23 protein-coding genes are annotated in these 25,188 nt (G+C 73.5%); 11 read left to right on the top strand and 12 right to left on the bottom strand.

Annotated features, from left to right (window positions below; genetic code table 11):
• Positions 1-50: 50 nt before the first annotated feature.
• The 4 genes from ACZ6TV_RS36805 to ACZ6TV_RS36820 all read right to left on the bottom strand — a co-directional run bounded on the left by ACZ6TV_RS36805 (position 51) and on the right by ACZ6TV_RS36820 (position 7,183).
• Entirely contained in the window at positions 51-2,048 is a 1,998-nt protein-coding gene (locus ACZ6TV_RS36805) for an MMPL family transporter (protein WP_465302763.1), read from the bottom strand.
• A 92-nt stretch (positions 2,049-2,140) separates the two neighbouring features.
• Entirely contained in the window at positions 2,141-2,905 is a 765-nt protein-coding gene (locus ACZ6TV_RS36810) for an aminotransferase class IV (protein WP_465302765.1), read from the bottom strand.
• Positions 2,856-4,367, bottom strand: a complete 1,512-nt coding sequence (locus tag ACZ6TV_RS36815; protein WP_465302767.1) for a chemotaxis protein CheW — start codon at positions 4,365-4,367, stop codon at positions 2,856-2,858. Before ACZ6TV_RS36815 ends, ACZ6TV_RS36810 begins: the two co-directional genes overlap by 50 nt.
• Complete coding sequence (locus ACZ6TV_RS36820; RefSeq protein ID WP_465302769.1) at positions 4,364-7,183, bottom strand: methyl-accepting chemotaxis protein; 2,820 nt, start codon at positions 7,181-7,183, stop codon at positions 4,364-4,366. The genes ACZ6TV_RS36815 and ACZ6TV_RS36820 overlap by 4 nt, the downstream gene beginning before the upstream one ends.
• A gap of 132 nt (positions 7,184-7,315) precedes the next feature.
• On the opposite strand from ACZ6TV_RS36820, the gene ACZ6TV_RS36825 reads away from it, so the two are divergent.
• Genes ACZ6TV_RS36825 through ACZ6TV_RS36845 form a run of 5 tightly spaced genes read left to right on the top strand, consistent with a single transcriptional unit; the run spans position 7,316 to position 11,893 of the window.
• Positions 7,316-8,413 carry a sensor histidine kinase gene (locus ACZ6TV_RS36825; protein WP_465302771.1) on the top strand — a complete coding sequence of 366 codons (1,098 nt, stop codon included), beginning with the start codon at positions 7,316-7,318 and terminating at the stop codon, positions 8,411-8,413.
• Between the two features lie 9 nt (positions 8,414-8,422).
• Positions 8,423-9,079 carry a response regulator gene (locus tag ACZ6TV_RS36830; protein WP_465302773.1) on the top strand — a complete coding sequence of 219 codons (657 nt, stop codon included), beginning with the start codon at positions 8,423-8,425 and terminating at the stop codon, positions 9,077-9,079.
• A 49-nt stretch (positions 9,080-9,128) separates the two neighbouring features.
• Positions 9,129-9,917 carry a HEAT repeat domain-containing protein gene (locus tag ACZ6TV_RS36835; protein WP_465302775.1) on the top strand — a complete coding sequence of 263 codons (789 nt, stop codon included), beginning with the start codon at positions 9,129-9,131 and terminating at the stop codon, positions 9,915-9,917.
• 57 nt (positions 9,918-9,974) lie between these two features.
• Positions 9,975-11,186 (top strand): MFS transporter, encoded by a 1,212-nt coding sequence (locus ACZ6TV_RS36840; protein WP_465302777.1) that lies wholly within the window; start codon positions 9,975-9,977, stop codon positions 11,184-11,186.
• A 32-nt stretch (positions 11,187-11,218) separates the two neighbouring features.
• Positions 11,219-11,893 carry a nucleotidyltransferase family protein gene (locus tag ACZ6TV_RS36845; RefSeq protein WP_465302779.1) on the top strand — a complete coding sequence of 225 codons (675 nt, stop codon included), beginning with the start codon at positions 11,219-11,221 and terminating at the stop codon, positions 11,891-11,893.
• A gap of 370 nt (positions 11,894-12,263) precedes the next feature.
• Here ACZ6TV_RS36845 and ACZ6TV_RS36850 read toward each other — a convergent pair whose 3' ends face one another.
• The 3 genes from ACZ6TV_RS36850 to ACZ6TV_RS36860 all read right to left on the bottom strand — a co-directional run bounded on the left by ACZ6TV_RS36850 (position 12,264) and on the right by ACZ6TV_RS36860 (position 15,908).
• A complete protein-coding gene (locus ACZ6TV_RS36850) occupies positions 12,264-13,145 on the bottom strand; it encodes an ADP-ribosylglycohydrolase family protein (RefSeq protein ID WP_465302781.1) in 882 nt (293 codons plus the stop codon).
• Between the two features lie 82 nt (positions 13,146-13,227).
• Positions 13,228-14,643, bottom strand: coding sequence for a hypothetical protein (locus ACZ6TV_RS36855; protein ID WP_465302783.1), 1,416 nt, complete (start codon positions 14,641-14,643; stop codon positions 13,228-13,230).
• 89 nt (positions 14,644-14,732) lie between these two features.
• Entirely contained in the window at positions 14,733-15,908 is a 1,176-nt protein-coding gene (locus tag ACZ6TV_RS36860) for a hypothetical protein (RefSeq protein WP_465302785.1), read from the bottom strand.
• Positions 15,909-16,075: 167 nt separating this feature from the next.
• Between ACZ6TV_RS36860 and ACZ6TV_RS36865 the strand changes: the two genes are divergently transcribed.
• From ACZ6TV_RS36865 to ACZ6TV_RS36875, 3 genes are all read left to right on the top strand, one after another.
• Positions 16,076-17,614, top strand: a complete 1,539-nt coding sequence (locus tag ACZ6TV_RS36865) for a hypothetical protein (protein ID WP_465302787.1) — start codon at positions 16,076-16,078, stop codon at positions 17,612-17,614.
• Between the two features lie 84 nt (positions 17,615-17,698).
• Positions 17,699-18,673 (top strand): phosphotransferase family protein, encoded by a 975-nt coding sequence (locus tag ACZ6TV_RS36870; RefSeq protein ID WP_465302789.1) that lies wholly within the window; start codon positions 17,699-17,701, stop codon positions 18,671-18,673.
• 10 nt (positions 18,674-18,683) lie between these two features.
• Positions 18,684-19,547, top strand: coding sequence for a DUF6892 domain-containing protein (locus ACZ6TV_RS36875; protein ID WP_465302791.1), 864 nt, complete (start codon positions 18,684-18,686; stop codon positions 19,545-19,547).
• On the opposite strand, the gene ACZ6TV_RS36880 is transcribed toward ACZ6TV_RS36875, so the two are convergent.
• Together ACZ6TV_RS36880 and ACZ6TV_RS36885 are read right to left on the bottom strand one after the other, a co-directional pair.
• Entirely contained in the window at positions 19,538-20,164 is a 627-nt protein-coding gene (locus ACZ6TV_RS36880; protein WP_465302793.1) for an alpha/beta hydrolase, read from the bottom strand. The two genes, ACZ6TV_RS36875 and ACZ6TV_RS36880, sit on opposite strands and share 10 nt — an antisense overlap.
• Positions 20,161-20,649, bottom strand: a complete 489-nt coding sequence (locus ACZ6TV_RS36885) for a VOC family protein (protein WP_465302794.1) — start codon at positions 20,647-20,649, stop codon at positions 20,161-20,163. Before ACZ6TV_RS36885 ends, ACZ6TV_RS36880 begins: the two co-directional genes overlap by 4 nt.
• Before the next feature lie 71 nt (positions 20,650-20,720).
• Here ACZ6TV_RS36885 and ACZ6TV_RS36890 point away from each other — a divergent pair, with 71 nt between their 5' ends.
• Entirely contained in the window at positions 20,721-21,212 is a 492-nt protein-coding gene (locus tag ACZ6TV_RS36890) for a MarR family winged helix-turn-helix transcriptional regulator (protein WP_465302795.1), read from the top strand.
• A gap of 128 nt (positions 21,213-21,340) precedes the next feature.
• On the opposite strand, the gene ACZ6TV_RS36895 is transcribed toward ACZ6TV_RS36890, so the two are convergent.
• Positions 21,341-22,312: a phosphotransferase enzyme family protein gene (locus ACZ6TV_RS36895; protein ID WP_465302796.1), complete on the bottom strand. Its 972-nt coding sequence runs from the start codon at positions 22,310-22,312 to the stop codon at positions 21,341-21,343.
• Between the two features lie 56 nt (positions 22,313-22,368).
• Here ACZ6TV_RS36895 and ACZ6TV_RS36900 point away from each other — a divergent pair, with 56 nt between their 5' ends.
• Both ACZ6TV_RS36900 and ACZ6TV_RS36905 read left to right on the top strand, forming a co-directional pair.
• A complete protein-coding gene (locus tag ACZ6TV_RS36900; protein WP_465302797.1) occupies positions 22,369-22,959 on the top strand; it encodes an MBL fold metallo-hydrolase in 591 nt (196 codons plus the stop codon).
• Positions 22,956-23,213: a hypothetical protein gene (locus ACZ6TV_RS36905; protein WP_465302798.1), complete on the top strand. Its 258-nt coding sequence runs from the start codon at positions 22,956-22,958 to the stop codon at positions 23,211-23,213. The genes ACZ6TV_RS36900 and ACZ6TV_RS36905 overlap by 4 nt, the downstream gene beginning before the upstream one ends.
• Here the strand turns inward: ACZ6TV_RS36905 and ACZ6TV_RS36910 are convergent.
• The gene (locus tag ACZ6TV_RS36910) at positions 23,171-24,178 is read right to left on the bottom strand and encodes a hypothetical protein (RefSeq protein ID WP_465302799.1); all 1,008 of its coding nucleotides are present in this window, start codon (positions 24,176-24,178) and stop codon (positions 23,171-23,173) included. The genes ACZ6TV_RS36905 and ACZ6TV_RS36910 overlap by 43 nt on opposite strands.
• An 87-nt stretch (positions 24,179-24,265) precedes the next feature.
• The gene (locus ACZ6TV_RS36915; RefSeq protein WP_465302800.1) at positions 24,266-25,183 is read right to left on the bottom strand and encodes a hypothetical protein; all 918 of its coding nucleotides are present in this window, start codon (positions 25,181-25,183) and stop codon (positions 24,266-24,268) included.
• Positions 25,184-25,188 lie beyond the last annotated feature (5 nt).

Consider the following 25,188-nt stretch of genomic DNA (forward strand, 5'->3'; position numbering starts at 1 on the left):
ACGGGGATTGCAACCGGCCGGACCCGGCCCCAAACATCTCGCAACCGGGGCTACGACACCAGGGCCGGCACCGGCTCCGGAGCGGGTGTGGCGGGCGGGACGCGGCCCGGCCACCAGGCGGCCCGGCCCAGCAGGGTCATCGTCGCCGGGACCAGCAGCATCCGGACCACGGTGGCGTCCAGGACGATGGCGACGACCAGGCCGAGCCCGATCTCCCGGATCGGCGCGAACCCGCCGAGCAGGAACCCGGCGAACACCACCACGAGCAGCAGCGCCGCCGAGGTGACGATCCGGCCGGTCTGCTGCAGGCCGACCGCGACCGATCGGCGGGAGTCCGCGCCGGTGAGCCGGTGCTCGCGGATGCGGGCGAGCAGGAACACCTCGTAGTCGACCGACAGGCCGAACGCGATCGCCGCGACCAGGACCGGCACCGTCAGGTCGATCATGCCGAGGTCGCCGCGCTCCTGGAAGACGAGCGTGACGACACCGAGCGCGGCGCCGATGCTCAGGACGCTGGTGAGGACCGCCTTCAGGGGCAGCAGCACCGAGCGGGTGAACGCGGCGAGCAGCGCGATCGTCGCGGCGACCACCACGAGGGCGGCGATCGGTCCGTAGTCCGCGAGCATCCCGCGGTAGTCGACGAGCCGGGCCGCGTCGCCGGTGACGAGGACCTCGAACGGCGCCGGTACGTCGCGCACCGCGGTCACCGTCGCGCGTCCCTGCCCGGTCTCGGGGCGGTGCACGGGCGTGGCCCGTACCACGGTGACGGCCGCCGAGACGGGCTCGACCTTGACGTCCGACACGCCCGGGACGGCCCGGACCCGGTCGGCGAACTGCAGCGTCGCGGCGTCGGTGGCGGAGGAGCGCACCACGGCGACGATGTCGTCCGGGCCGATGAGCTCCGGGAAGTGCGCGGCGAGCTGGTCGTGCTGCTGCCGGGTCTGCGTGGAGGCCGGCAGCGCCCGCGCGTCGCTGTTGCCGAGGCGCATGTCGAGCGCGGGGACGGCGAGGGCGAGCAGCGCCGCGCCGGTCAGGACGGTGGTGAGCACCGGGCGGCGCTGCACCGCGACGGCGAGCCGGCCGAAGACACCGTCGCCGGTGCGGACCTTTGCCGGCTTGACCCGCTTGCCGACCAGGGCGAGGACCGCCGGCAGCAGGGTGAGGACGGCGAACATGTTGACCAGGACGACGCCGGTGCCGGCGAGACCCATCGACCGCAGGAACGCGTCCGGGAACACGGCCAGCCCGAGCAGGCTCGCCGCGACGGTCAGCCCGGTGACCGCGATCGTCCGCCCGGCCTTGTCGACGGCGGCGGCGAGCGCGGCGGCCACGTCGCCGGTGCCGGCGGCCCGCTCGGCGCGGAACCGGCTGATCAGCAGCAGCCCGTAGTCGACGGCGAGGCCGACGCTGAGCATCGTGGCGACCTGGATCGCGTAGACGGAGATGTCGGTGGCGAAGCTCAGCGCGTAGAGCAGGCCGAACGTGCCGCCGATCCCGGCGACCGCGACGAGCAGCGGCATCGCCCCGGCGAGGAGCCCGCCGAACACGATCACGAGCAGGACCAGCACGACCGGCATCGTGAAGAGCTCGGCCCGCTGCACGTCGGACTGTGCCTGCGTGGCGAACTCGGCGTCGGTGAGCGGCCCGCCGGTCACGGTCACCCGCGCGCTGTCGACGGCCCGCAGCCGCGTCGCGACCTGCTCGGCGGTCGCGGTGTCCTTGACGGTGACCTGCAGCAGGACCGCTCCGCCGGCGGTGGCGGGCATCGGCTCGCCGACGTCATCGACCCCGGCGACGCCGCGCACCTCGGTGAGCGCGGCGGTCAGGTCGACCCCGCCGGTCGCGACGACGGTCAGCTGCGCCGGCCGCGGACCGGCGGCCTCTTCGCGCAGGTCAAGAGCCCGCTCGGTCTCCGAGCCGGGCACGGTCGCGACCTGCGCGGTGAGCTTCATGAACACCCCGCCGCCGACGCCGAACCCGACCCCGACGACCGCGACCCAGAACACGATGACCAGCACGGGCCGGCGCAACGCCAGCGCTGTCAGCATCCGAAACATGCCGTCGATGCTCGTCGTCGCGCACTGCCGGCACCTCCCCACGGCGAGCGGTCTTCGGCCTCCCTCTCACGGGGGAGGGATCGTCAGAGCTCGTCCCACGGGACGGCGCCGAGTGCGCCGGTGACCGTCGCCATCAGGTCGGGGTCGACGGGGAAGGGGTGCTCGTCGATGGCCGCGACGGCGGCGACGCCGATCGAGTTGGTGACGAAGGCGGCGCGGTACAGCGGCAGGTCGCCGAGGGTGATCGTGGCCCGGCGGGACGGCAGGAGCGGCTCGAGCAACTGCATCGCGATGCCGGGCAGCGCGGGCGCGTCGGGCCAGACGACGTGCGTGCCGTCGTGGAAGGCGATGTTGTGCACCGCGGCCTCGGTGATCTCGCCGTCCGGGGCGGTGAGCAGCGCGTCGTCGAAGCCGTGCTCGACGGCGGCGTGGCCCCAGTAGATCTGCCCGAAGCCGCCGAGGTGTTTGATGTGCGCGACGGGCCGCTGGTACGGCACCGACATCAGCCGCAGCGGCGTCGGCGACGGGTACACCGGCGGACGGACGGCGACGAGCACCGACAGCGGACCGTCGGGCGTGGGACGGAAGACGTTGACCCGCAGGGCGGCGTCAGGCACGTCGCGGACGGCGTGCCGCAGCAGCGACCGGGCGTGCGACGGCTCCAGCGGCGTGTCGAACAGGGCCAGCGACTGCGCCGCCAGCCGGCTCAGGTGCAGGTCGAGGCCCTGCACGCGGCTCGAACGGACCTGCATCGCGGTCAGGTGGCCGTAGTTGACCAGCGCGGGGTAATACAGCTGCTCAGGCGTTGGCGAATGCCCGTCGATCTCCAGCCGGATCAGACCGTTCATGATCGGTCACCATAGTCCGCACGACCCGCTCCAGGTCGACGCGGGGCAGCATCCGGCCGCCGATCTTCACCAGCGGGCTGCCGGCGAGGGAGACGGGCGCGTCCGGGCCGGCGTCGGCGCGGCGCTCCTCCCACGCGGACTCCTCGATCGCGCGCAGCTGCGGCACGATGAAGCCGACGCGGGTGCCGCGGGCCTCGACGAGCAGCACCCGCGCGGTCGCCTCGTCGAGCTCGGTGTGCTGGCCGAGCAGGGCGGTGAGGCAGATCAGCGGCACCGACGCGCGCTGGTGGGTGAAGACGCCACGCAGCGGGCCGCCGTCCACGAGCGGGATGACGTCGGCGGGGTAGGGCACGATCTCGGTGATCTGGGTCAGCGGGGTGGCGACGTCGACGCCGGCGTCGTACGTGAGGAACTTCCGCACGCTGGTCTCGATGGCGCGGCCGTCGAAGCGGGGGTCGGACGCGTCGGACCGTTCGGCGACGCGGGTCACGGGCGGCGCGCCGCGGACGGGCGTGCCGAGCGCCGCGATCGTGCCGAGGCCCTCGTCCGCGCGCAGCGCCGCGCCGTCGAGGACCAGGTAGGACCCGCCGGCCTGGCCGGGGAGGATCCCGACGGCGTGCCCCGAGGAGGGCAGCCCGAACTCCGGCATCGGCAGCACGTCCGCGTCCGGGACGGCGACGATGCTGACGACCTCGGTGACGGCGAACGCGAGCAGGCCACGCTCGTACGAGAGGGAGACCCCGCGCTTGACGTCGACCGGGCTGAGCGCGCCGAGCCCGAGGACGGCGAGCGTGTCGACGGTCGGCACGAACCGGTCGCCGAGCTCGACGACGCCGTGGATCGTGGGGCCGTCCAGCGGGGAGGACTTGAGGATCAGCTCCGGGACCACGGAGTGGATGTGCGACACGTCGACGGCGAGGCCGATCTCGCCGCAGCGCAGCAGCATCATCATTCGCCGGCCGCCGGCCGAGGTCCCGGACTCGGCCTGCTGCGCCTGGGCGACGGCGCCGCTCGGCCCGCCGGTGTCCTCGGCGAGGACCATCCCGGGGGTGTGCTTGACGGCGGCGCAGTCCAGGACGCTGACGACAGCGTTGTCGTCGGGGCGTTCGAACGTGCGGCTGAACAGCGGCAGGTCCGCGTTGATGTTGATCTCCAGGTGCGCGTCGTCTTCGATGAGCACCACACCCCGCACGGCGTGCGCGAGCAGCCCGAACACCGACCCGTCGTAGGTGACGACCACGACGACCTCGGCGTCCGCGGCGTCGCGGCGGTCCAGCAGCAGCCGCAGGTCGAGCACCGGGATCACCTGGTGGCGGAGGTTGACCGCGCCGACGAGCCCGGGCGCGACCGCGAGGAGCGGGTCGAACGCCGCCGGGCACGGGATCACCTCACGCAGCTCCGACAGGGGCAGCGCCACCTGTACGTCGGCGACGGTGAACACCCCGTACAGCGTCCCGGTCATGACTGTTCAGCGGGTGCCGCGCCGATGAGGTCGCCGATCAGGGTGTTGACGGTCCGCGACGCCTCCTGCTGCTGGCGGGTCGACGTGACGATGTGGTGGATCGACTCGGCGGTCTTGCCGACGCTGCGCAGGATCTCCTCGAAGGCGTCCTGGGCCCGCTGCGCGACCTGCGAGCCCTGGTTGATCCGGGTCGCCGACTCGACGATGAGCCGGCTGATCTCCCGGGCCGAGTCGGAGGAGCGTTCGGCGAGCTTGCGCACCTCGCCGGCGACGACGGAGAAGCCGACGCCGTGCTCACCGGCCCGCGCCGCCTCGATCGAGGCGTTGAACGCCAGCAGGTTGGTCTGCGACGCGATCTCCCCGATGACCTGCACGATCGCGGCGATCTGGTCGGAGGAGCGCTCCATCAGGTCGATGGCCTCGATCGACTTGCGCAGCTCCTCGAAGCCGCGCTGCGCGTTGGACTGGGTCTCCCCGGCCAGCTCGCTGGCGTGCCCGGCGTTGCCGACGATCTGCGCGATGGACGTCGACAGCTCGTCGATCGCGCTGCTCATCTCCTTGGTCTTCGTGGTGAGCCGGTGCTCCAGGGCGATCTGCTCGGTGATGTCCTGCGCGTACTTGACGGCCTTCACCGGCTCGCCCTTGAGGTCGAAGATCGGGTTGTACGTCGCCTGCAGGTACACGTCGCGGCCGTACTTGCCGATGCGGTGGAACCGGCCGGTGAGGAACTCGCCGCGGCTCAGCCGCAGCCAGAAGTCGCGGTAGTCCTGCGAGGTGATGTAGTCCTGGGTGCAGAACATGCTGTGGTGCTGCCCGATGATCTCGCGCAGCGAGAAGCCCATGGTCCGCAGGAAGTTGTCGTTGGCGGTCAGGACGTTGCCCTCGAGGTCGAACTCGATGACGGCCTGCGCCCGGTTGATCGCGGTGACCTTGCCCTCGAACTCGGAGTTGCGCAGCCGGGTCGCCGTCACGTCCGCCGCGAACTTCACGATCTTGTAGGGGCGGCCCTCCAGGTCGAGGATCGGGTTGTAGGACGCCTGGATCCAGATCTCCCGGCCGTCCTTGGCGATCCGCTTGTACTCCCCGGTGTCGTACTCGCCGCGCTGCAGCCGCGTCCAGAACTCCTGGTAGTGGTCCGACGTGGCGTCGACGGGGTCGACGAGGAGCCGGTGGTGCTTGCCGCGCAGCTCGTCCAGGCTGTAGCCGAACAGGTCCAGGAAGTTGCGGTTGGCGTCCAGGATGTTGCCCTTGGGGTCGAACTCGATGACCGCCTGCGCCCGGTTGATCGCCGCGACCTTGCCCTCGAACTCCGCGTTGCGCAGCTTCATCTGGGTGACGTCGGTGGCGTACTTGACGATCTTGTACGGGCGGCCCTCGAGGTCGAAGATCGGGTTGTACGTCGCCTGCAGCCACACCTCCTTGCCGGCCTTGCCGAGCCGCTTGTACTCGCCGGCCTCGAACTCGCCGCGGGACAGTTTCGCCCAGAACGCGCGGTATTCCTCGCTCGCCGCGTAGATCGGGTCGACGAACATCCGGTGGTGCTTGCCGCGCAGCTCCTCGACGTTCGTGTAGCCGGTCAGCTGCAGGAAGTTGCGGTTCGCGTCGACGATGATCCCGTCGAGGTCGAACTCGATGACCGCCTGCGCTCGGTCGATCGCGGTGACCTTGCCCTCGTACTCGGCGTTGCGCTGCTTGGTCTCGGTGATGTCGGTGGCGTACTTGACCACCTTGTACGGGCGGCCCTCCAGGTCGAAGATCGGGTTGTACGTCGCCTGCAGCCACACCTCCCGGCCGTTCTTGCCGATCCGCTTGAACTCCCCGGCCTCGTAGTGGCCCTTGGCGAGCTTCTGCCAGAAGTTCTTGTAGGCGGTGCTGCGCGCTTCGTCCTCGGTGACCAGCTTCTTGTGCTGCTGCCCGATCAGCTCGTCGGCCTCATAGCCGGTCGCGTCCAGGAAGTGCTTGTTCACCTGCCGGATCGTGCCGTCCAGCTCGAACTCGATGACCGCCTGCGCCCGGCTGATCGCGGCGACCTTGCCCTCGTACTCGACCGTGTGCAGCTTCTGGTCCGTCACGTCCATCGCGTACTTGACGATCTTGTACGGGCGGCCCTCCAGGTCGAAGATCGGGTTGTAGCTCGCCCGCAGCCACACCTCCCGGCCGCCGCGCCCGATCCGCTTGAACTCCCCGCTGATCGCCTCGCCCCGGCCCAGCTTGGCCCACAGGTCGGCGTACTCGGAGCTCTCCGCGTAGGTCTCGTCGACGAACATCCGGTGGTGCTTGCCGACCACGTCGCCGAGCGAGTAGCCGGTCAGCTGCAGGAAGTTCTCGTTCGCGCCGAGAATCTCGCCGGTGAGGTCGAACTCGATCACCGCCTGCGCCCGGTCGACCGCCGCGTACTTGCCGCGCAGCTCGGCGAGCAGCCGCCGGTCGTTGGTGATGTCGTAGGCGGTGAGCAGGATCGCGTCGGGCTCCCGGCCCGCGCCGCGCACCGGCCCGCAGTTGAGCCGCAGCCACCGCTGTCGGCCGCCGCTGTCGACGATCGACGTCACCTGCTCCAGGAACTGCCCGACCCGGGCGCTGTCCATGAGCTGGTCCACGATCTGCGACTGCAGGTGCCAGACCTCCTCCAGCCGCTTGCCGACCAGGTCGGCCAGCGGTACGTCGACGGTGTCCAGCACCCGGTCGTTCACCGAGATGATGGTGCCGTTCTTCGCGTTCAGCACGACGATCATGCGCTCCTGCACCAGCAGGCTCAGCGATGCCTCCGCCATGGCGGGCGTGTGACTGTCGTTGACGAGTCCGATCGGCTCGGGCACGGTTGCTCCTCGGGTGCAGCTGCGGTGCAAGCATGACTCAGTGTGATCTTCGACCGTTCGGCTGATGACTTGACGAAAAAACCCGTCTTACGACCGAGGCGCCCGTCCGCCGTCGTGGCCAGAATGGCTGCCATGCGCTTCCAGCCGGTCGACATCGTGATCACGGTGGTGGTCACCGCCGCCACCGTGTATCCCGCGGTGGTCTGGGGCTCGTGGCTCGACGTCGCGCTGGGCGCGCTCGCCTCCGTGCCGCTGCTGTGGCGGCGGCAGGCGCCGGTCCTCGTCGCGCTGATCTGCGGGATCGGCACCACCTGGCTGTCGGTGCAGGAGCGGCTCTTCGACCAGCCCTACGGCCAGCTCGTCGCCACCTACACCTGGGCCGAGCTGGCCTCGCCCGGCTGGCGGATCTTCGCCGCGATCGGCACCGCCGTCGGCGTCCTCGTCTCCCTCATCGTGCCGCAGGAGAGCCCGCCGTCCATCGGCTACGTCGGGATGATGTTCGTGACCGCGTATGCGCTCGGCACCGGCGTGCGCGCCCGCCGCGACCGGATCGCCTACCTGGAGGAGCGGACCCGCCGCCTCACCGAGGAGCAGGCCGCCGCCGCCGGCGCCGAACGGGCCAGGATCGCCCGCGACATGCACGACGTCCTCGCCCACTCCGTCGGCCTGATGGTCGTGCAGGCCGAGGGCGGCGCCTCCGTCGTGCGTTGCGACGCCGACCGGGCCGAGGCCGCGTTCGACGCGATCGCCGACACCGGCCGGGAGGCGCTCGTGCAGCTGCGGCACACCCTCGGCGTCCTGCGCGACCAGCGGCCCGAGACACCCGGCCTCGACGCGGTCGCGTCGCTGGTCGAGCGGGCCCGCCGGACCGGCCTGGACGTCACCCTCACCCGTGACGCCGTCCCGCCCGTGCCCGCCGACGTCGGCGCGACCGCGTTCAGGGTGGTGCAGGAGGCGCTGACCAACGCCGTCAAGCACGCCGGTGCGCGTCATGTCGCTGTGGTACTGGCCGGGGAAGGCAGGTCCCTGCGGGTCCGGATCCGCGACGACGGGCGCGGCGGCGGTTCCGCCGTCCCCGGCGATGGCTCAGGCGATGTCCCTGTGCATGTCCCCGGTCACGGGCTGGCGGGGATGGCGGAGCGGGTCGCCGCCGTCGGCGGCACGCTGCGCACCGGCGCGCCGCCGCAGGGGCCGGGGTTCGAGGTCTCCGCGCTCCTGCCGGCCGGGTAGGTTGCCGTCGTGCTGAACGTGGTGGTCGCCGACGACCAGGCCCTCGTCCGTGACGGCCTGTGCATGATCCTTTCCTCCCAGCCGGACATCACCGTCGTCGCCGAGGCCGCCGACGGCGTCGAGGCCGTCGCCGCCGCCCGCGCCCACCACCCCGACGTCGTCCTCATGGACGTGCGCATGCCCAACCTCGACGGCATCGGCGCCACCCGCGAGATCAGCGCCTGCTCACCCGCCACCCGGGTCCTCGTCCTCACCACGTTCGACCTCGACGAGTACGTCTACGACGCGCTGCGCGCCGGCGCCTCCGGGTTCCTGCTCAAGGACATGCACCGCACGGAGCTCGTCGCCGCCGTGCGGACCGTCGCGGCAGGGGAGTCGCTGCTCGCGCCGACCGTCACCCGCAGGCTCATCGCCGACGTGCTGCGCAACCGGAGCGCCGCGACGCAGCCGGTCCAGCTGGCCGCCCTCACCCCGCGCGAGCTGGACACCCTGCGCCAGGTCGCCCGGGGGCTGTCCAACGCGGAGATCGCCGCGGAGCTGTTCGTCACCGAACACACCGTCAAGACCCACGTGTCCAGCGTCCTGACCAAGCTCGGCCTCCGCGACCGGGTCCAGGCCGTCGTCGCCGCCTACGAGTCAGGCCTGGTCCGGCCCTCCCAGCCGTAGGGCGTCACCGGCCCGGGCGCGCGACGGGGGCCTGTGTACCGTTTGTCCGGTGGACCTGCGCACCGGCACCCTGGAAGACCGCGAAGAGCGGCTGTACGAGTTGCTCGACCGGGCAGCTGACGACCCCTCCGCCGCCGCCGAGGTCCGCGCCGTCGTCCGCGACTACGAGCAGCATCACCGGTCGCTGTACACCAGAGCGCTGAACCGCGCGGACGTCTTCGTCGACGGGTCACTGCGCGGGCCGCTGCTCGCCGCGCTCAAGGACACCCGCTACAACTGCCAGGCGTGGGCGGCGATGGGCTGCGCGGCCGGCGGCTTCACCGAGGCGGTGCCGGCGCTGCTGGACCTCCTCGACGACCACGACTGGAACGTGCGCGGCGAGGCGGTCCGCGCCCTCGGCCGGCTCGGCGACGCCACGGTCGTGCCGGCGCTCGCCCCGCTGCTCGGCGACCCGCAGGAGTTCACCCGGCAGCAGGCCGCCGACGCGCTCGGCGAGATCGGCGGGCCGGCGGCGCTCGCCGCGCTGTGGCAGGAGCTGGAGCACCGGCGGTTCCCCCGGATCGGGTACGTCGCCAGCAACCTCGCCCGGTTCGCCCCCGAGGTGCTGCCGCGGCTGTCCGCGGCGGCCGGAAGCCCCGACCCCAACGTGCGGTACTGGGCGGTGGTCGCACTCGGGTCCACCGGCGACTCGCAGGTCGTGCCGCTGCTCGAACGGCTGATGGCCACCGACCACGCCGCCACCGTCTTCGACGGCCGGGTCGACGTCGCCGCGAAGAAGGCGCTGCGCACGTTGCGCCGCATCCAGGCCGCGATCGCGGCCCGTTCCGCTGGAGGCTGATTCCGCCGCGGGTGAACCGCACTTGATCGATGACCGGTCGTGCGGTCGGGTGGGGCGATGAGCCCCGCAGTGCGATCCTCGCCGTACTGGCCCGTCGTCAGCCACCCGAAGCTCGGCCGGCTCCTGCCCGGACTCGTCGTGTCCGCACTCGGCGACGGCATGTCGCTCGTCGCCATCACGTGGCTCGCGCTGCAGCTCGCCCCGGTGGAGCACCGCGGCACGTGGGTCGCCGTCGCCGTCGCGGCGTACTCGCTGCCCAGCGCCGCCGGCGGGGTCCTCTTCGGCCGGTTCCTGCGGCACCGCGACGGCGCGCGGCTCGCCGGATGGAACGCGATCCTGCGCGCATGCGCACTCGGCGCGATCGCGCTCGCCGCCGCGCTCGACGGTCTCGGCATGGGTCTGTACGTGGCGCTCCTGGCCGTCTCGTCGCTGCTGGCCGCCTGGGGGTCGGCCGGTCACTACACGCTCATCGCGCAGCTGCTGCCGCCGGTACACCATCTGCCGGCCAACGCCGTGATGAACACGATCGCCAACAGCGCCACCATCGCCGGCCCGCCGCTCGCCGGGCTGCTCATCGCCTGGACCAGCCCCGCGACGGTCATCGCGATCGACGCCGCCAGCTTCGCGGTGCTCGCCCTCACCTACCGCCTCGCCGTCGCCCCGGCGCCCGCTTCCCCGCCGGACGAGAAGCCGCCGGCCGGCGCCGGGTTCGGCGCGATCCGCCGCGACCGGACCCTGCTCGGGCTGCTGGTCCTGTCGTTCGCGTTCTTCTTCCTGTTCGGCCCGTTCTACGTCGCGATGCCGATCCACGTCGCCACGGACCTGCACGGCTCGGCCACGGTCCTCGGCGCCTACTACACGGCGTTCGGCGTCGGCGCCGTCCTCGGCGGCCTCGCCACCGGCTACCTGCGGCGGCTGTCACTGTGGCCGACGACGATCGGCATCGTCATCGCCTTCGGCACCGCGATGGTCCCGCTCGGCCTCGACGTGCCGGTCGCCGTGGCCGTGGCCAGCTTCGCCCTCGCCGGGGCGATCTGGGCGCCGTACATGTCGACGTCGATGGCCCTGTTCCAGCGCACGACACCCGCGGCCGACCTGCCGCAGGTCCTCGCGGCGAACGGGTCGGTGCTCGTGCTGGCGGTGCCGCTCGGCACGATGGCCGGCGGTCCCGTCGTGGCCCTGGCCGGCGCGAGCACGACACTGCTGCTGTGCGCCCTGGCGACCGTCGCCCTCGGCGTGGTCGCCGCGCTGCTCGTGCTGCGCCGCTGAAAATTGTCGTACCCGTGTGGTGGTATCGGGGCATGGACGCGGTGGCAGTGCGGCACGACTCCGGCTCACACACGGAGTTCCGGCTCGTGGAGGTGTCCGACGCGCTCGCCCCGGCCGCCGGCCGGGCCGGGTTCGTCCTCGCCGACGGCCACTGGGCGAAGCGGTTCCCGGCGGACACGCCGCACCTGGACCGGGCCTGGGAGAATTTCGTCCTGCTCATCGTGCCGCTGCTGCGCCAGACCGCCGGCCTCGACCCGGTGCCGTGGGCCGCGACCCTCGCCGAGGTCTGCCGCCGCCTCGTCCCCGCCGGGGTGGACTGGTGGCTGACCGGCAGCGCCGCCCTCGCCGCCCGCGGGCTGCCCGTCACCCCGGGCGACCTGGACCTGGTGGTCTCCGACGGTGACTCGCACCGCGTCGGCGACCTGCTCCTCGACGGCCTGGTCGAGCCCGTCGCCCCGGCCGACTGGTTCTGCGCCTGGTGGGGCCGCGCGATGCTGGGCGCCCGCGTGGAGTGGGTCGGCGGTGTGGGCCCCGCCGCCGACGAGCCCGAGCCGACCGACTTCGGCCCGCTGGCGGCGTCCCGCCTGGAGACCGTCCGGTGGCGGGACTGGGACCTGCGCGTGCCGCCGCTGGCTCTGCAACGGGCGGTCAGCGCCCGCCGCGGCCTGCACGACCGCGTCCACCTGATCGACGCGGTCGCACCGTGACCGGCTGGTCTGTCCGTGAGGTCGGTGTCTGCCGTGGCTTGCGTGGCCGCGTCCGCCTGATCGACGCGGTCGCACTGTGACCGGCTGGTCTGTCCGTGAGGTCGGTGTCTGCCGTGGCTTGCGTGGCCGCGTCCGCCTGATCGACGCGGTCGCACCGTGACCGGCCGGTCCGCCGGCCCGCCCGCCTGCCTTCGCCGCTGACGTCCAGCCGTGGCCCGCGCTTCGGACCTGCGCTTCGGACCTGCGCTTCGGACCCGCGCTTCGGACCCGCGCTTCGGACCCGCGCTTCGGACCCGCGCTTCGGACCCGCGCTTTCGGGTCGTGCTTTCGGGTCGTGCTTTCGGACCGTGCTTTCAGACCGTGGCATGGTCTACAACGGTGGAAGTGGCTCGCGGGCGTCGACCCATTCGCCGGGTATGTCATCCAGGCCGGTGCGGGCGGCGACGATACCGCCGACGATGGCGCAGGTGGTGTCCATGTCGCCGCCGGCGCTGACGGTCGCCCACAGCGCCTCGGCGAGGTCCTCCAGGTGACGGGCGGCGCACCAGATCGCGTAGGGCACGGTGTCGGGGGCGGAGATCAGTGTTCCGCAGCCGACCTCACCGGCGATCCACCGCGGATGCCGGGAAAACGGCCGGCGGGTGAGCAGGCGCAGCCGGGCGGCGACCTCGCTGTCCGGTGTGCGGACGGCCACCTGCCGCAGCAGGTCCTCTGCCGGCACCCGCCGGACCGCGAGCGCGGCCGCGACGGCCACGGCGACGGCGCCGGCCGTCGCTTCGGGGTGCGCGTGGGTGACCGCCGCCGACCGGGCGGCCTGCTCCACGACCAGGTCGAGGTCGTCGGCGAACCAGGCGCCGAGCGGGGCGACCCGCATCGCGGCGCCGTTGCCCCACGACCCTTGGCCGTCGAACTGGGCGGCCGTGACCGACCGCCACGCCTCACCGTCCCCGATGGCCTTCAGCACGCCGTGCATCGAAGGACCGTAGTTGCGGTACGGGTCGGCGGTGTACGCACCGGCGAACAGGTCGGCCAGCGCGTCCTGGTCCACCTGTCCGTGGGCGCGAAGCATCCGGTACAGCGAGACGGCCATCGCGGTGTCATCGGTCCACGGCCACGGTCCCTGCGGCACCAGCCGCTCATCGATCAGCCACTGCATCTGCCGAGCGGGCCGGAAGAACCACGTCTCGCCGAACGCGTCACCCAGCGCCGTTCCGTGCAACGAGCGGGTCGCGGCGGCGATGTTCGCGATCATCGTCCGATCGTGACAGGCGGTCGTCCCGGGGCGCCATCGCTTTGCGGTGCGGGGGTCGGCGGTCGTGGAGGTTGTCGAGTGCTCAGGCGCCGCAGGCGCCGGGACGCGCGTCGGGGCCGCACAGGAGCAACGGCTCGCGTCCGGCCGCGGCGAGAACCAACAGGTCACCCGCGTTGTGGTGGACGGAGAAGCGGGTGCCCACGGGATGGTCGGCGGGTCTGGTGGTGGACAGGACGGTCAGCGTGGCGCCGTCCGGGGTGACGTCGAGCCGCACGGTGGCGTGGCCCTCGCAGCGGGTGGTGCTGCACCGCCCGCCGTAGGTGCGCCAGTCGAGGGTGCCGGTCCCGTCGGCGGCGATGACCAGCGCGGCGGCGTGGGCGTTCCACTCCCCGGTGTAGGTCGCGGCGCCGGACGCGGCCGGTGCCGTCGCGGGCGCGTTCACCGCCGCGGGGATCTCGGCGGTCCAGGTCAGCAGTTGCGGCGAGCCGTCGGCCGGCCAGGCGATCAGCACGGCCCGGCGGCCGGTGACCGCGAGGTCCATGAGCCACTCGGCGGTGTCGAAGCCGTTGTCGCGGACGGGCATGCGGGTCCATGCGGCGCCGTCGGCCGAGTACCAGACCATGCCGGCGCGCTCCTGGCCCTCGTCCGGGAAGGTGTTGCCGATGGCGACGAAGCCGGTGCCCCAGCGCCGGACCGCCGTGATCTTGCGTTGCGCGGCCGGGACCACGCCGGCGTCGGGGAGGCGGCCGGGGTCCACGGTGGCGGGGCGCCAGGTGCCGTCGCGGCGGTACCACGCCCGCGGCTCCTTGTCGCTCTGCGGGTACGGGAACAGGACCGTGGTCGAGCCGTTGTCGTCCAGGTGCATGACGGCGCCGATCTCGCCCAGGCCGGCCGTGATGTCCTGCCAGCGGGTGCCGTCCTCGGACGAGAGCAGCGTCGTGCCGAGATCGTCGGACAGGCTCAGCAGGAAGCCGGTCGAGGTCGCCTCCACGGCCGCGCTGACCGGTTCTCTCCCGCCGGGCTTCGGCACCCGGGTCATGGGGTCGAAGGAGCGGCCGTCGGCGGACCGCCAGAGGTACACACCGGCGTATCTCGGCGGGTTGAGGTTGTCGCGGCCGAGGACGATCACGCCGTGCGGGCCGGCCGTGATCGTGATCTCGAAGTCCGAGGGGTTGCGGGTCGGGAGACCGTCGACGCGCAGCGGGATCGCGGTCCACTGCCGCCCGTCCTCGGTGCGCCAGAGCGTCAGGCCCTGCCGGCCCCAGCCCAGGACGTAGGCGGCCGCGCCGTGCCCGGCCACCATCCGGTCGCAGCAGGTCGCGGGGCGGATGCCGGCCTCCGGTAGCGTCTCGCGCCAGTCGCGGCCGTCGGTCGAGGTGAAGTACCGCCGGTCCTCGGGACCTCCGCTGCCGGCGATGAGCAGCCCCCGGTCCCAGCCCGCCTCCTGCTGGTCCTGGTTCGGCCAGAGGCTCCTGCCCGCCGGCTCGCGATGCCACACCGGCGGCTCGAACGCCGCGGCCGGTGCCGGCGTGCCCGCGGTGGAGGGCGCCGGCTCGGCGGTGCAGGCGGTGGTGAGCAGCAGGCCGCTCAGCAGGACCGCCGCCAGACCGATGCGTTGATGTCGAAGCAGAACGTGCGCGCGGCCGTGGTCGCCGTGGCTCGGAAGGGCGGCTTGCCGGCCTCGGGAAGGGTCAATGTCCCCTCGTCCGCGCCGGATGTCCACTGCAGCAGCAGCCGCCACTCGATGTCTCCTGTCGTGACGTCGGGCGTGATCAGGAACTGTTCCGGCTCGACCTCGTCGACCCGGTAGGGGAACGTCGCCGTTCCGGCCTCCGGCGCGACCCGTGGCGTGGTCGCGTCCAGGTCGAGGCGGTACTTCCTGGGCGGGACGACACCCTGGCAGCCGTACGGCAGGTAGACGCCGGTCAGCGCCGGTGACCGGTGCAGCACCTCGACGGTCATCGACTGCAGGACCACGGACCGGCCGGTCAGGCCCTGCACCGTGACCGTGACCGCGCCGCCGCCGCTGAGGACCGCCTTCGCCGGCGGCTGGTGCGGGTCGAAGGGGACCGGGGTGTCGCCCGGGTCGGGCACCACCCAGCCCGAGCGGCAGCCGACCGCCGTGAACGAGGTGACCGCCGCGAGCGGCGGCCCGCCCTCCGGCGCGCCCGTGGACCGTGCCGGCGGAGCGTCCGAGCCGGTGGCTCCGGAGCCGTGGACGGACAGCCCGATGACGATCGCGGCGGCGGCGACAAGGGCGGCGGCGCCGGCGATCACGGCGGTCCGCAGCGACCGCAGGCCGAGGCCGGCGACGATGTCGATCGCGCGGCGTTCGGCCGATCCCGGTATCAGCGCCAGCAGCTCCGGGTGCCGGCTGAGACCGGACTCCAGCTCGGTCAGGCCGATCCAGTCGATCTGAGCGGTCGTGAGCGGCGCCAGGTCGCGCTGAAACCAGCGGGCCTCCGCCGGCGTCAGGTCACGGGGGACGACGAGGGTCCAGCGCCGCATCCCCGTCTGGTGGCGGACGGCGCTGCGCAGCGAGTCGCCGATGTTGCGCTTCTGCCCCGCCGTGAGCAGCTCGCGGAAGCTCTTGATCTCGAAGACGCGCAGCCCGCCGTCGACCGTCTGCCGCACGTCGGCGCCGTCGTCGCCGCCGCTGCCGTTGACGCGCTGCGACCCCGGGTGCTCCGCGATGATCCATGCCGCGACGAGCCGCTCGATCTGGTCCGCCGAAAGATCATGCCATGGCACCGGACTGGCCACGCGTGTCCACCGTCCCACCCATCGACGACCGTTGGCCCGGAGCATACCCATCCACCCGCCGGGCGACGTGGAAGGAACCCGGTCCGTCAGGAGCCGGTGCAAGGGTTCCGGCCGCGTTACGAGGATGGACCGATGATGCCTGCCAGTGCCGTGCCGGGTGAGCGGGCGTGAGCGCGGCGGGGCAGCTGTATTCGCTGCGCGGGGCCGTCCGGCTGGCCCGGTTCCGCCTGCTGCGTCACCGGCCCAGCCTGGAGAAGGCGATCGGCCATCTCGAACGCTCCGTCGCCCGGCTGCCCGAGGACCACCCGGACCGCCCGCTGGTCCTCGGCGCGCTCGGCAACGGCCTGCTGTGGCGCTACGAGCTCGCCGCCGACGCCGCCGACCTCGACCGGGCCGTCACGGTGCTCCGCGCGGCGGGCAGCGACCCGGTCATCCTCGGCGATCTGGCCGCGGTGCTGCGGTCGCGGTTCATCCGGTACGGCGCCGCCGCCGACCTCGACGAGGCGATCGACGTCGCCACGGCGGCGATCGAGCACGCCACCGGCGGCGCCGCGGGCGCTGCCGCGGAGCCCGCCCCGGCCGTGACGAACCGGGCGCTGGCGCTGCTGGCCCGCTACGAGCTGACCGCGTCGCTCGATGACCTGCTCGCCGCGCTGCGCGACGCCCGCCGGCCCGCGCCCGGGGTGCTGCACCGGGGGCTGCGGCTGGCGGCGCTCGTGGGTGCGCTGGGTTCCCGGTACGAGTTCACCGACGATCCCGACGACCTGGCCGGTGCCATCGCCGCGGGACGGGAGGTGCTCGCGACGCTGTCGCGGTTCGACCCGAACCGCGCACACTACGCGGGCGAGCTCAGCATCGTCCTGCGCCTCAGCGCCGACCCGGCCGTGCGTGCCGAGGCGGTCGGCGTCGCCGAGGCCGCGCAGGTCGATGCCACGCACGTCGATCACGCGAACCGGCTGAGTGGCCTGTCGATGGCGTTGCTGATGCGGCACCTGGACACCGGTGCCCTGCCGGACCTGCGGCGGGCCCGCGACCTGGCCGAGGAGGCGGTCGCGGCGAGCGTGGACGGTAACCGCCCGCTGCTGCTGGAGCGGGCCGGTCTGCTGGCCCGCCGCTGGTTCGACGTCACCGGCGACCCGGCCGCCCTGCGCCGCGCCGCGGCGGCCTGCCGGGAGGCGCTGGCGGCCCTGACCGCTGACGACCCCCGCCGGACCGGGCTGGTCAACCAGCTGGCCGAGACCCTGGGGCGCGACCCCGCCGGCGCGCCGCCGCACGCCGAGGCCCGGGCGTTGCTCACCGCGCTGCTGCACCGGCCGGGCCCGGCCGGCTCGACGCGCAACGTCCTGCGGGCGGCGGCCCGGCTCGGTGAGCTGAGCGCGGCGGCCGGCGACACCGCCGGTGCCCTGCTGGGCTACCGGACCGCGGTCGGCCTGCTGCCGACCGCGGCGTGGCCGGGGCTGCGCCGCGCCGTTCGGGAGGCCCGGCTGGCCGACGCGCCCCGAGCGACGGACGCGGCCGCCCAGGCGGTCCAGGCCGGCGACCCGCGGCTTGCGACGGCCCTGCTGGAGTCCGGGCGGTCGGTGCTCTGGGCGCAGCAGCTGGACCTGCACACCGATCTGACCGCTCTGCGTGCCGCCGTCCCCGACCTGGGGCGCCGCCTCGACGAGCTGCGGATCTGGCTGGACCGCACCGCGCTGGAGCAGTGACGGGCCGGCCCGTCCGCGGGTTGCGGGTGGGGTTGTGCGCCGGGCAGTATGGCGGGCCGGACCACGACGGGGGGAGTGGGCACGATGCGGGAGTTTCTGCGGTCGGACGAGCTGCATGGGCTGGTGGCGGCGCACTTCGGGGGTGACCGGCGGCTCGTGGCGCTGGAGCGGGTCACCGGCGGCACGAAGAAGGGCGTCTACCGGCTCGGCCTCGACGACGGCGCCACCGTGATCCTCTACGTGTGGGCGGCGGGTGAGAACTACTGGCCGCCGGCGCCGCCGGGGGTGCCGGACGACCCGTTCACCGACGCGTCGGGGGCGGAGCTGTTCGCCGCCGCGCACGCCGCCCTGACCGGGGCCGGGGTCGGGGTGCCGGGGCTGCTGGCGCTGGACCGGTCCGGCCGGCACATCGACGCCGACGTCGCGTTCGTCGAGGACGTCGGCCCGGTGCGGCTCGAGACGCTGCTCCAGGCGGACCCGGCCGCGGCTGCCGCGCCGCTCGCCGACCTCGGGGAAGCGTTGCGGCGCATGCACACGACGCGCGGCGCGGCCTACGGCAAGGTGGTCTCCGCCGGTACGGTGGCAGGACAACGACCGGCGGAGGACGTCGTCGTCGCGCGGGCGCTCGTGCATCTCGGCGCCGCCGCCGCGCTCGACGGGCGGCTCGCCGACCGGCACGACCGCATCGCCGGGCACGTGCGGCAGCTGCGCGACGCGGTCCGGCCGCGGACGTCGTACGGACTGGTCCACGGCGAGCTCGGGCCGGACCACGTCGCCGTCACGCCCGGTGGCGCTGCCGTCCTCATCGACATCGAGGGCCTCGCGTATTTCGACGTCGAGTGGGAGCACGCGTTCCTGCGGCTGCGCTTCGGCGACGCCTACCCCGCGCTGCGGCCTGTGGAGCTGGACCACGACCGGCTGGAGCTGTACCGCTGCGCTCAGGTGCTGTCGCTCATCGAGGGCCCGCTGCGCATCGCCGGCACCGACTTCCCCGGCCGGGACTGGATGCTGGACCTGGCGGAACGCAACATCGTCAAGGCCCTCGCCATGGTCCAGTAGCGTGGCGGTCATGGACGACTGCCTGCGGCTGGCCCTGCTGGAATGCGACTTCTCCTCGCCGATGCTCGCGTTCGCGCGGTTGCGTCCCGAGCAGCGCCAGGCCCGCTTCGGCGAGCTGCGGGACGTCACGCCCGCGGCCGACGTCGACGGGGCGCGCTGGACCGCCGGCGCCGTGCTGCGTGCCGCCGTCCCCGGCGGTACCGACGCGACCATCCGCAGCCTGGACGGCATCGCGGCGTTTCCTGAGCTGCGGGTGCTGCAGCTGCCCGAGGCGGCCGTCGAGGATCTCGCCCCGCTCCCGGGCCTGCCCGAGCTGGCGCTGCTCAGCCTGGGCGTCACGGCCTCGGCGGACCTGGGACCGCTGCTGTCCTGCGCCGGGCTCACCCGGGTCGACATCGGCCGCGCCGACGGGGTGCTGAGCGCCGCGCAGCGCGACGTGCTGGTGACGCTCGCGGACCGTGGCGTGCACGTCGACCAGCTCCTGCCGGCCGCGGACGCGGCGCCCTTCGCGGACCCGGTCCTCAAGCTCGCCGTCCTCGACCTGCTCGGCGTGCCGCTGCCGACCGCGGAGCCGTTCGACGAGTTCCACCTGGACGACGGCAACCTGACCCGGGTCCTCGGCGTCGCGCTGACCCAGGAGCAGCTGGACAGCGTCGAGCACCTGCACTGGGCGGGCGGCGGCTACGACATCCAGCACGTCGTGTGGCCGCAGTGGGACGGTGAGACCGGCGAGTTCGACATCCGCTCGCTGCGGGGCATCGAGGCGCTGCGCAACCTGCGGCGGCTCGAGATCACCCCGCTGGACCTGATCCCGGCGGACGAGGTCGCGGCCCTGCACGCCCGCGGCGTCGAGGTCGCCGACCTCTACGGCTGAGGGGTGAGCAGGGACCGCAGCCAGTCCGACATCGCCGCCAGCGCCGGGGCGGCGATGATGTGCCCGACCGGGTCGCGGCGGGCGACGGTGGCCGCGCCGGATTCGCCGGTCAGGTAGTCCCAGGTGCGGTCCTGCAGGTCGCGGGGGATCACCGTGTCGCGCTCGCCCTGGGCGACGAAGACGGGCACCCCGGCGAGGCGGGCCGGGGTGGTGGGCACGCCGGCGTCGAACGGCAGGGTGCCGTAGAGGATCGCGGCGCCGGCGAAGCGCCGCGGGTCGCCGAGCAGCAGGCCGCCGGCGAACGCCGCGCCGCCGCTGAAGCCGACCAGGACGACCGGCCGGTCCGGCGGCGCGACGAGGCTGAGCCAGCCCATGATCCAGCCCGTGCTCATGCGCAGCGAGCTCTCGACCGGCCGGCCGATGCCGCGGTTGGCGAACCAGGCGTAGCCCGGGCCCTCAGGGATCGGCGCGCGGACGGCCGCGTATTCGGGTCCGACCGGCAGGTGCTCGGCGAGCGTGAGGATCTCACCCTCGTGCGAGCCGCGGCCGTGGAACAGCACCACGAGCGGCGCCGCGGGGTCGGTGCTGCCGGCGGTGGCGACGACGGGCGAGATCACAGCGCGGTCCCGACGCCGGCCCAGCGACGGACCTCGGCGGCCAGGTCGAGGCGGTCGACGGGGGCGGCGGTCTCGTAGTCGCCCCAGGCGCTGCGCGGGAGCATCCACATGATCTCGAACTCGTTGCCGTCGGGGTCGGCGCCGTAGACGCTCTTCGTCGCGCCGTGGCTGGACTCGCCCGTGTAGGCGCCGGCGTTGACCAGGGTCAGCCGGGCCTGCTCCAGCTCGTCGATCGTGTCGACCTGCCAGGCCAGGTGATACAGCCCGATGCCGCCGGGGCGCTTCGGGGGCGCGTCCGCGCCGACGCCGAACAGGCCCAGGTCGTGGTGGTTGCCGGAGCGCGGCAGGCGCAGGAACGCCGCGTTGGCCCGCGGCTCGCGGGCGACCACCGCCATGCCGAACACGTCCGTGTAGAAGCGCTCGGCGCGGTAGAGGTCGGCGACGAACAGCACGGCGTGGTTCAGGCGAACGGGTCCGATGCTCATGACGGCTCCTCCTGCCAGAAACTTCAACGTTGAAATAATAATACGCTTCAAGCTTGAACTACAGTGGTCGTGTGACGAACGACGCAGCGCGCTGGCTCACCGCCGACCAACGGCAGGCCTGGCTGGGCATGGTCCGGCTGCTCACCGTGCTCCCGGCGGCCCTGGACGCCCAGCTCGACAAGGACGCCGGGCTCACCTTCTTCGAGTATCACGTGCTGTCCATGCTGTCGGAACGCCCCGACCGGTCCCTGCGCATGAGCCGGCTCGCCCAGCTCACCAGCGCCTCGCCGTCCCGGCTGTCCAACGTCGCCAAGCGCCTCGAGGCCCGGGGGCTGCTGCGGCGCGAGCCCGACCCCGGCGACGGCCGCGCCATCCGCGCCGTGCTCACCGACGACGGCCTGCGCACGATCGCCGAGGCCGCGCCGAGGCACGTCGGCGCCGTGCGCGACCTCGTCATCGACGCGCTCACCGACGACGAGCTCCGCGACCTGCACGCCGCGCAGGAGCGCATCCTCGCCCGGCTCGACCCGGCGGCCACCACCCGCCCCGAATGGTTCACCTGACCGCGCATGTCACAGCCGGCCGGGCCCTCTCGTCTCCAGAGGCATGTACACCGCCCGCGCCGACCTGGCCGCGAGCATGCTCGCGATGCTGGACGACGACCGGTTCGCCCGCCGGACCGTCAGCGTCATCACGACCGCGTCGAACCCGGGGCTGCTGCGGTGGATCCGGCAAGAGGCGCTGCCTCGAGCGCGTCCAGCCGCCCGCTGAGCGCTCGCAGGTAGGCGGCCGCGTCGTCGTACGTCGCCCGGTGCGCGAAGTGCCGGGCGTCGTTGGCCATCCAGAGGTAGTAGTGCAGCTCGTACACGCGCCGCGCCGCCTCGGGAGGGCTGTCGCCGTACCCGTCGAGGAACGCGGCGGGCGGCGCGCCGATCGCCGTCATCCGCCCCAGGAACATCCGCACGACGTCGTAGTGCGGGTCGCCGACGGCCGCGAACTCCCAGTCCAGCCACGTCGCCGTCGACCCGTCCACGAGCACGTTCCACGGGTGGGCGTCGGCGTGCAGGACCGTCACGGGCCGCCGGTCCAGCCACGGCGTCAGCCCTCGTACGACCGCGACCGCGCGGCGCAGCTGCCCGGCCAGCTCCGGCCGGTGCGGTGCCAGCCGCCCGGCCTGCAGCTCGACCTGCGCGGCGAGGTGACCGCCCCACCCGCCGTCGAAGGGCCGCACGCCGCCGTCGACCACGACCCCGGGCGTCCCCAGCGCGGCGACACGGGTGTCGTGGACCGCCCGCAACGCCCGCCCGGCGGCCCGCCACGCGTCGTCGCGGTCGCTCAGGTCGCCGAGCGGGCGCCCGGGCGCCCAGGTCAGCAGCAGCGCCGCGCCCTCCTCCGCCCGGACCCGCGCGAGCGGCCGCGGCACCGGCGCCCCGGCGTCCGCCAGCCGGTCCAGCAGCCACGCCTCTTTCGCGAACCGGTCGACCGGCTCCTCGTCGTCGAACGGCCAGCCGAACACCCTGGCCACCACCCGGCCGCCGCCGCGGGTCCGGACCAGCCAGTGCCGGTTGAGCTCACCCGGCCCGCCCATCGGCGTCGCCGCGCCGTCGGCCTCGAGCCCCGCCCGGTCGAGCAGCCGCCCGATCAGCACCCCGTCCGTCGTCACCGTCGCCATCGTAGGCGCGCCACGTCCTCACCGTCGGCCGGCGATAGATTGGCCGCATGCGGCTCACCAAGCACGGCCACGCCTGTGTCCGCCTCGACACCCTGGTGATCGACCCGGGCGTGTACTCCTCACCCGAGGCACTGGATGGCGCCACCGCGGTCCTCGTCACCCACGAGCACGCCGACCACGTCGACGTCGACGCGCTCGCCGCGCATCCCGGCCTCGCCGTCTACACCCATCCGGCGCTCGCGCCCTCGCTCGGCGCGACCCCTGTCGACGTCGGCGACACGTTCACCGCCGCCGGGTTCACCGTCCGCGTCGTCGGCGGCGTCCACGCCGAGATCATCGACGGGCTGCCCGGCTGCCCCAACGTCGGCTACATCGTCGACGGCGTGTACCACCCGGGCGACTCGCTGTTCGTGCCCGCCGAGCCGGTCGACACGCTCCTCGTCCCGGCGTCCGGCCCGTGGCTGAAGCTCGGCGAGGCCATCACCTTCACCCGCGCCGTCCGCCCGGCCCGCGCCTTCCCGATCCACGACGTCAACCTCAGCGCCGAAGGCCTCGAGCAGTTCGACGACTGGCTCAGCGAAAGCACCGACACCGACTACGCCCGCATCCTCCCCGGCGCCTCCGTCGACCTTCCGTGAACGTCGACCCGGTCGTCGTGGCCCTGCTGACCGCGTTCCAGATCCTCGACGACGCCGGTGAGGACCAGGTCGACCCACGCTTCGCCGTCCGGGCGCAGCAGGACATCGGCGCATACCTCGACGAGCTGTCCGGCGAGGACGTGGCCGAGCTCTGCCAGATCCTGTCCCGGATCGCCGGTGAGCGCGCCGGCACCGACCCGGTCATCGCCCGCTACGCACGGCTGCTCGCCGCGGGGCTCGCGGCCCGTGGGTGACGGTCCGCCACGCGGCGTAGTTCGGTGCTGAGGACGGCGAGCAGGAGCAGGTCGAGGAACAGCCCGACGGTGGCGTCGAACTGCAGGACCGTGAACTTGAAGACCTGACCGGTGAGCAGGTCGACCAGCAGCGACGCGTACAGCAGCCGCAGCGCACGCGGTCGGTCGCGGCGCAGCAGGGGCAGCGCGCGGGCGGCGAGGACGGCGGCGACCACGGCCGTGGCGACCATGGCGAGACTCGCGCCGATCTCGCGGTCGCCGTGCAGGCCACCGGTGACCCATTCGGCGATGGCGCCGGCGATCGGCGGGACCGGCAGCAGGTACACGACGGCGACCGCCACCAGGACCACGCGGCGGGTCACGAGCGCGCGGGCGCGGGCGGCGAGGCGGCGGCGGTGCGGGTGCCACGGGTCCGGACGCTCCGGGACGGTGGCGATGAGCGCGGCGATGGCCCGGTCGACGTCGCGGTCGGACCCGGCGACGAGGTCCGCGGCCGCCGCGCGTTCGGCACCGGTCAGGCCGCGCGGCAGACCGTCCAGGGCCTGGCGCAGCGCGTCCGCGGACCGGTCCGCGGGGGTCTCGGGACCGCGCAGGCGGGTCGCGAGGACGACGAGCGCCGCGAACGTCAGGTAGATGATGCCGGCGGCGGGGGCGTAGAAGTAGTTCGTGTGCTCGGTGACGAACTTGCCGACCTCGTCGATGAACAGGCCGAGCCCCGCCCCGCCGAGGACCGCCGCGACGAGCCGGGCGTGGCGTCCCAGGTACGCCAGGGCGACGGTGAGCCCGGCGGCGAGCAGCAGCCCGCCCCACAGCACGTGCGCGATGTGCAGCCCGCCACCGCCGAGCTTCGGGTAGCCGGTGGCCTGCAGGAACCATCGGGTGACCAGCACGGTCACGATGCCGGACACCGCGACGACGGTGAGGTGCGCGCGGGAGCTGCCGGACGGCGACCAGGCTGGTGACATACGAGCAGCTTCGCCGGTCGGGCACCCCGGCCCGCATCGGGCGGACCCCTGAAACCTCCCCTGAGCGGCCCGGGTCGTCCGGGCGGGCTACGCCGGGGCCGGTGGGGAGGGTGGCGGGTGGGAGAGCGGGAGCGTCTGCACGATGTCGCGGGCGCGGGCGTCGACGAGCCGTGACACCAGCTGCTGCGCGTAGCCGAAGACGAGGGCGTAGGCGAGGATCTGCCGCTGGTTGTCCAGCTCGGACAGGCCGGGCACGAAGTTGCCGCCGAGCAGCAGCAGTCCCGCCACGGCCGTGAGCATGCCGAGCGGCAACTTGAAGATGCCGAGGGCGACCGCTATGTCGTACGGCGTCGGGATGCCCTGGATCCGCCGGATCGAGAACGCCGCCGCGGCCGCGCTGCCGAGCAGTCCGAGCCCGGCGACGATGAGGATGTCCTGCGGTGAGGGCGGCCGGTGGTCACCGCTCGGGCAGATCGTCGGCACCGGGTCGGCGGCGACGGCACCCGGGGTGAAGCACAGCGGCATGGCACCGGGGTGCCACATGACCGTCGCGACGAGGGTGGCCATCAACACGAACAGCAGCGCCGTGCACTTGAGGACCAGATTGCGCAGCGCCCTGATGCGCAGGTAGATCTGGTCCTCCGCCTGGAAGCTCACCCGCATCGCCTGCTTGAACCGGGCGCGGCAGACCGGCCCGGCCCCCGCGCCGTCGGCCAGGCTGTCGACGTCCCGCCTGCGCGGGTCGTCGTCGCGCAGCGTCGCCTGGACGCGGGCGACGACCGAGGGCAGGAGACCCCGGACCTGGTCGTCGTCGAGGAGGTCGACGAGGAACGTCTCGGCGGCGTGCACGTTCTCGTAGGCCCGGCCGACCGAGACGCCACGCCAGTGGTCGAGCGGCGAGCGCCCCGGCAACCATCGCGACCGCCGGCTCACCGCGGTGGTCGCCTCCCGCAGGAAGTGCTCGACCGCCTTGGCGGCCGCCACCTTGCTCCGCCGTCCGTTCACCGGCC

This window comes from Dactylosporangium sp. NPDC051087 (assembly GCF_055586325.1).

Excerpts from the sequence above, each read along its gene's own strand:
- ACZ6TV_RS36845 (WP_465302779.1), top strand. The coding sequence starts at position 11,219 with ATGGACGCGGTGGCAGTGCGGCACGACTCCGGCTCACACACGGAGTTC.
- ACZ6TV_RS36910 (WP_465302799.1), bottom strand. The coding sequence starts at position 24,178 with ATGTCACCAGCCTGGTCGCCGTCCGGCAGCTCCCGCGCGCACCTCACC.
- ACZ6TV_RS36805 (WP_465302763.1), bottom strand. The coding sequence starts at position 2,048 with ATGCTGACAGCGCTGGCGTTGCGCCGGCCCGTGCTGGTCATCGTGTTC.
- ACZ6TV_RS36885 (WP_465302794.1), bottom strand. The coding sequence starts at position 20,649 with ATGAGCATCGGACCCGTTCGCCTGAACCACGCCGTGCTGTTCGTCGCC.
- ACZ6TV_RS36875 (WP_465302791.1), top strand. The coding sequence starts at position 18,684 with ATGGACGACTGCCTGCGGCTGGCCCTGCTGGAATGCGACTTCTCCTCG.
- ACZ6TV_RS36900 (WP_465302797.1), top strand. The coding sequence starts at position 22,369 with ATGCGGCTCACCAAGCACGGCCACGCCTGTGTCCGCCTCGACACCCTG.
- ACZ6TV_RS36810 (WP_465302765.1), bottom strand. The coding sequence starts at position 2,905 with ATGAACGGTCTGATCCGGCTGGAGATCGACGGGCATTCGCCAACGCCT.
- ACZ6TV_RS36850 (WP_465302781.1), bottom strand. The coding sequence starts at position 13,145 with ATGATCGCGAACATCGCCGCCGCGACCCGCTCGTTGCACGGAACGGCG.
- ACZ6TV_RS36825 (WP_465302771.1), top strand. The coding sequence starts at position 7,316 with ATGCGCTTCCAGCCGGTCGACATCGTGATCACGGTGGTGGTCACCGCC.
- ACZ6TV_RS36815 (WP_465302767.1), bottom strand. The coding sequence starts at position 4,367 with ATGACCGGGACGCTGTACGGGGTGTTCACCGTCGCCGACGTACAGGTG.
- ACZ6TV_RS36840 (WP_465302777.1), top strand. The coding sequence starts at position 9,975 with ATGAGCCCCGCAGTGCGATCCTCGCCGTACTGGCCCGTCGTCAGCCAC.
- ACZ6TV_RS36870 (WP_465302789.1), top strand. The coding sequence starts at position 17,699 with ATGCGGGAGTTTCTGCGGTCGGACGAGCTGCATGGGCTGGTGGCGGCG.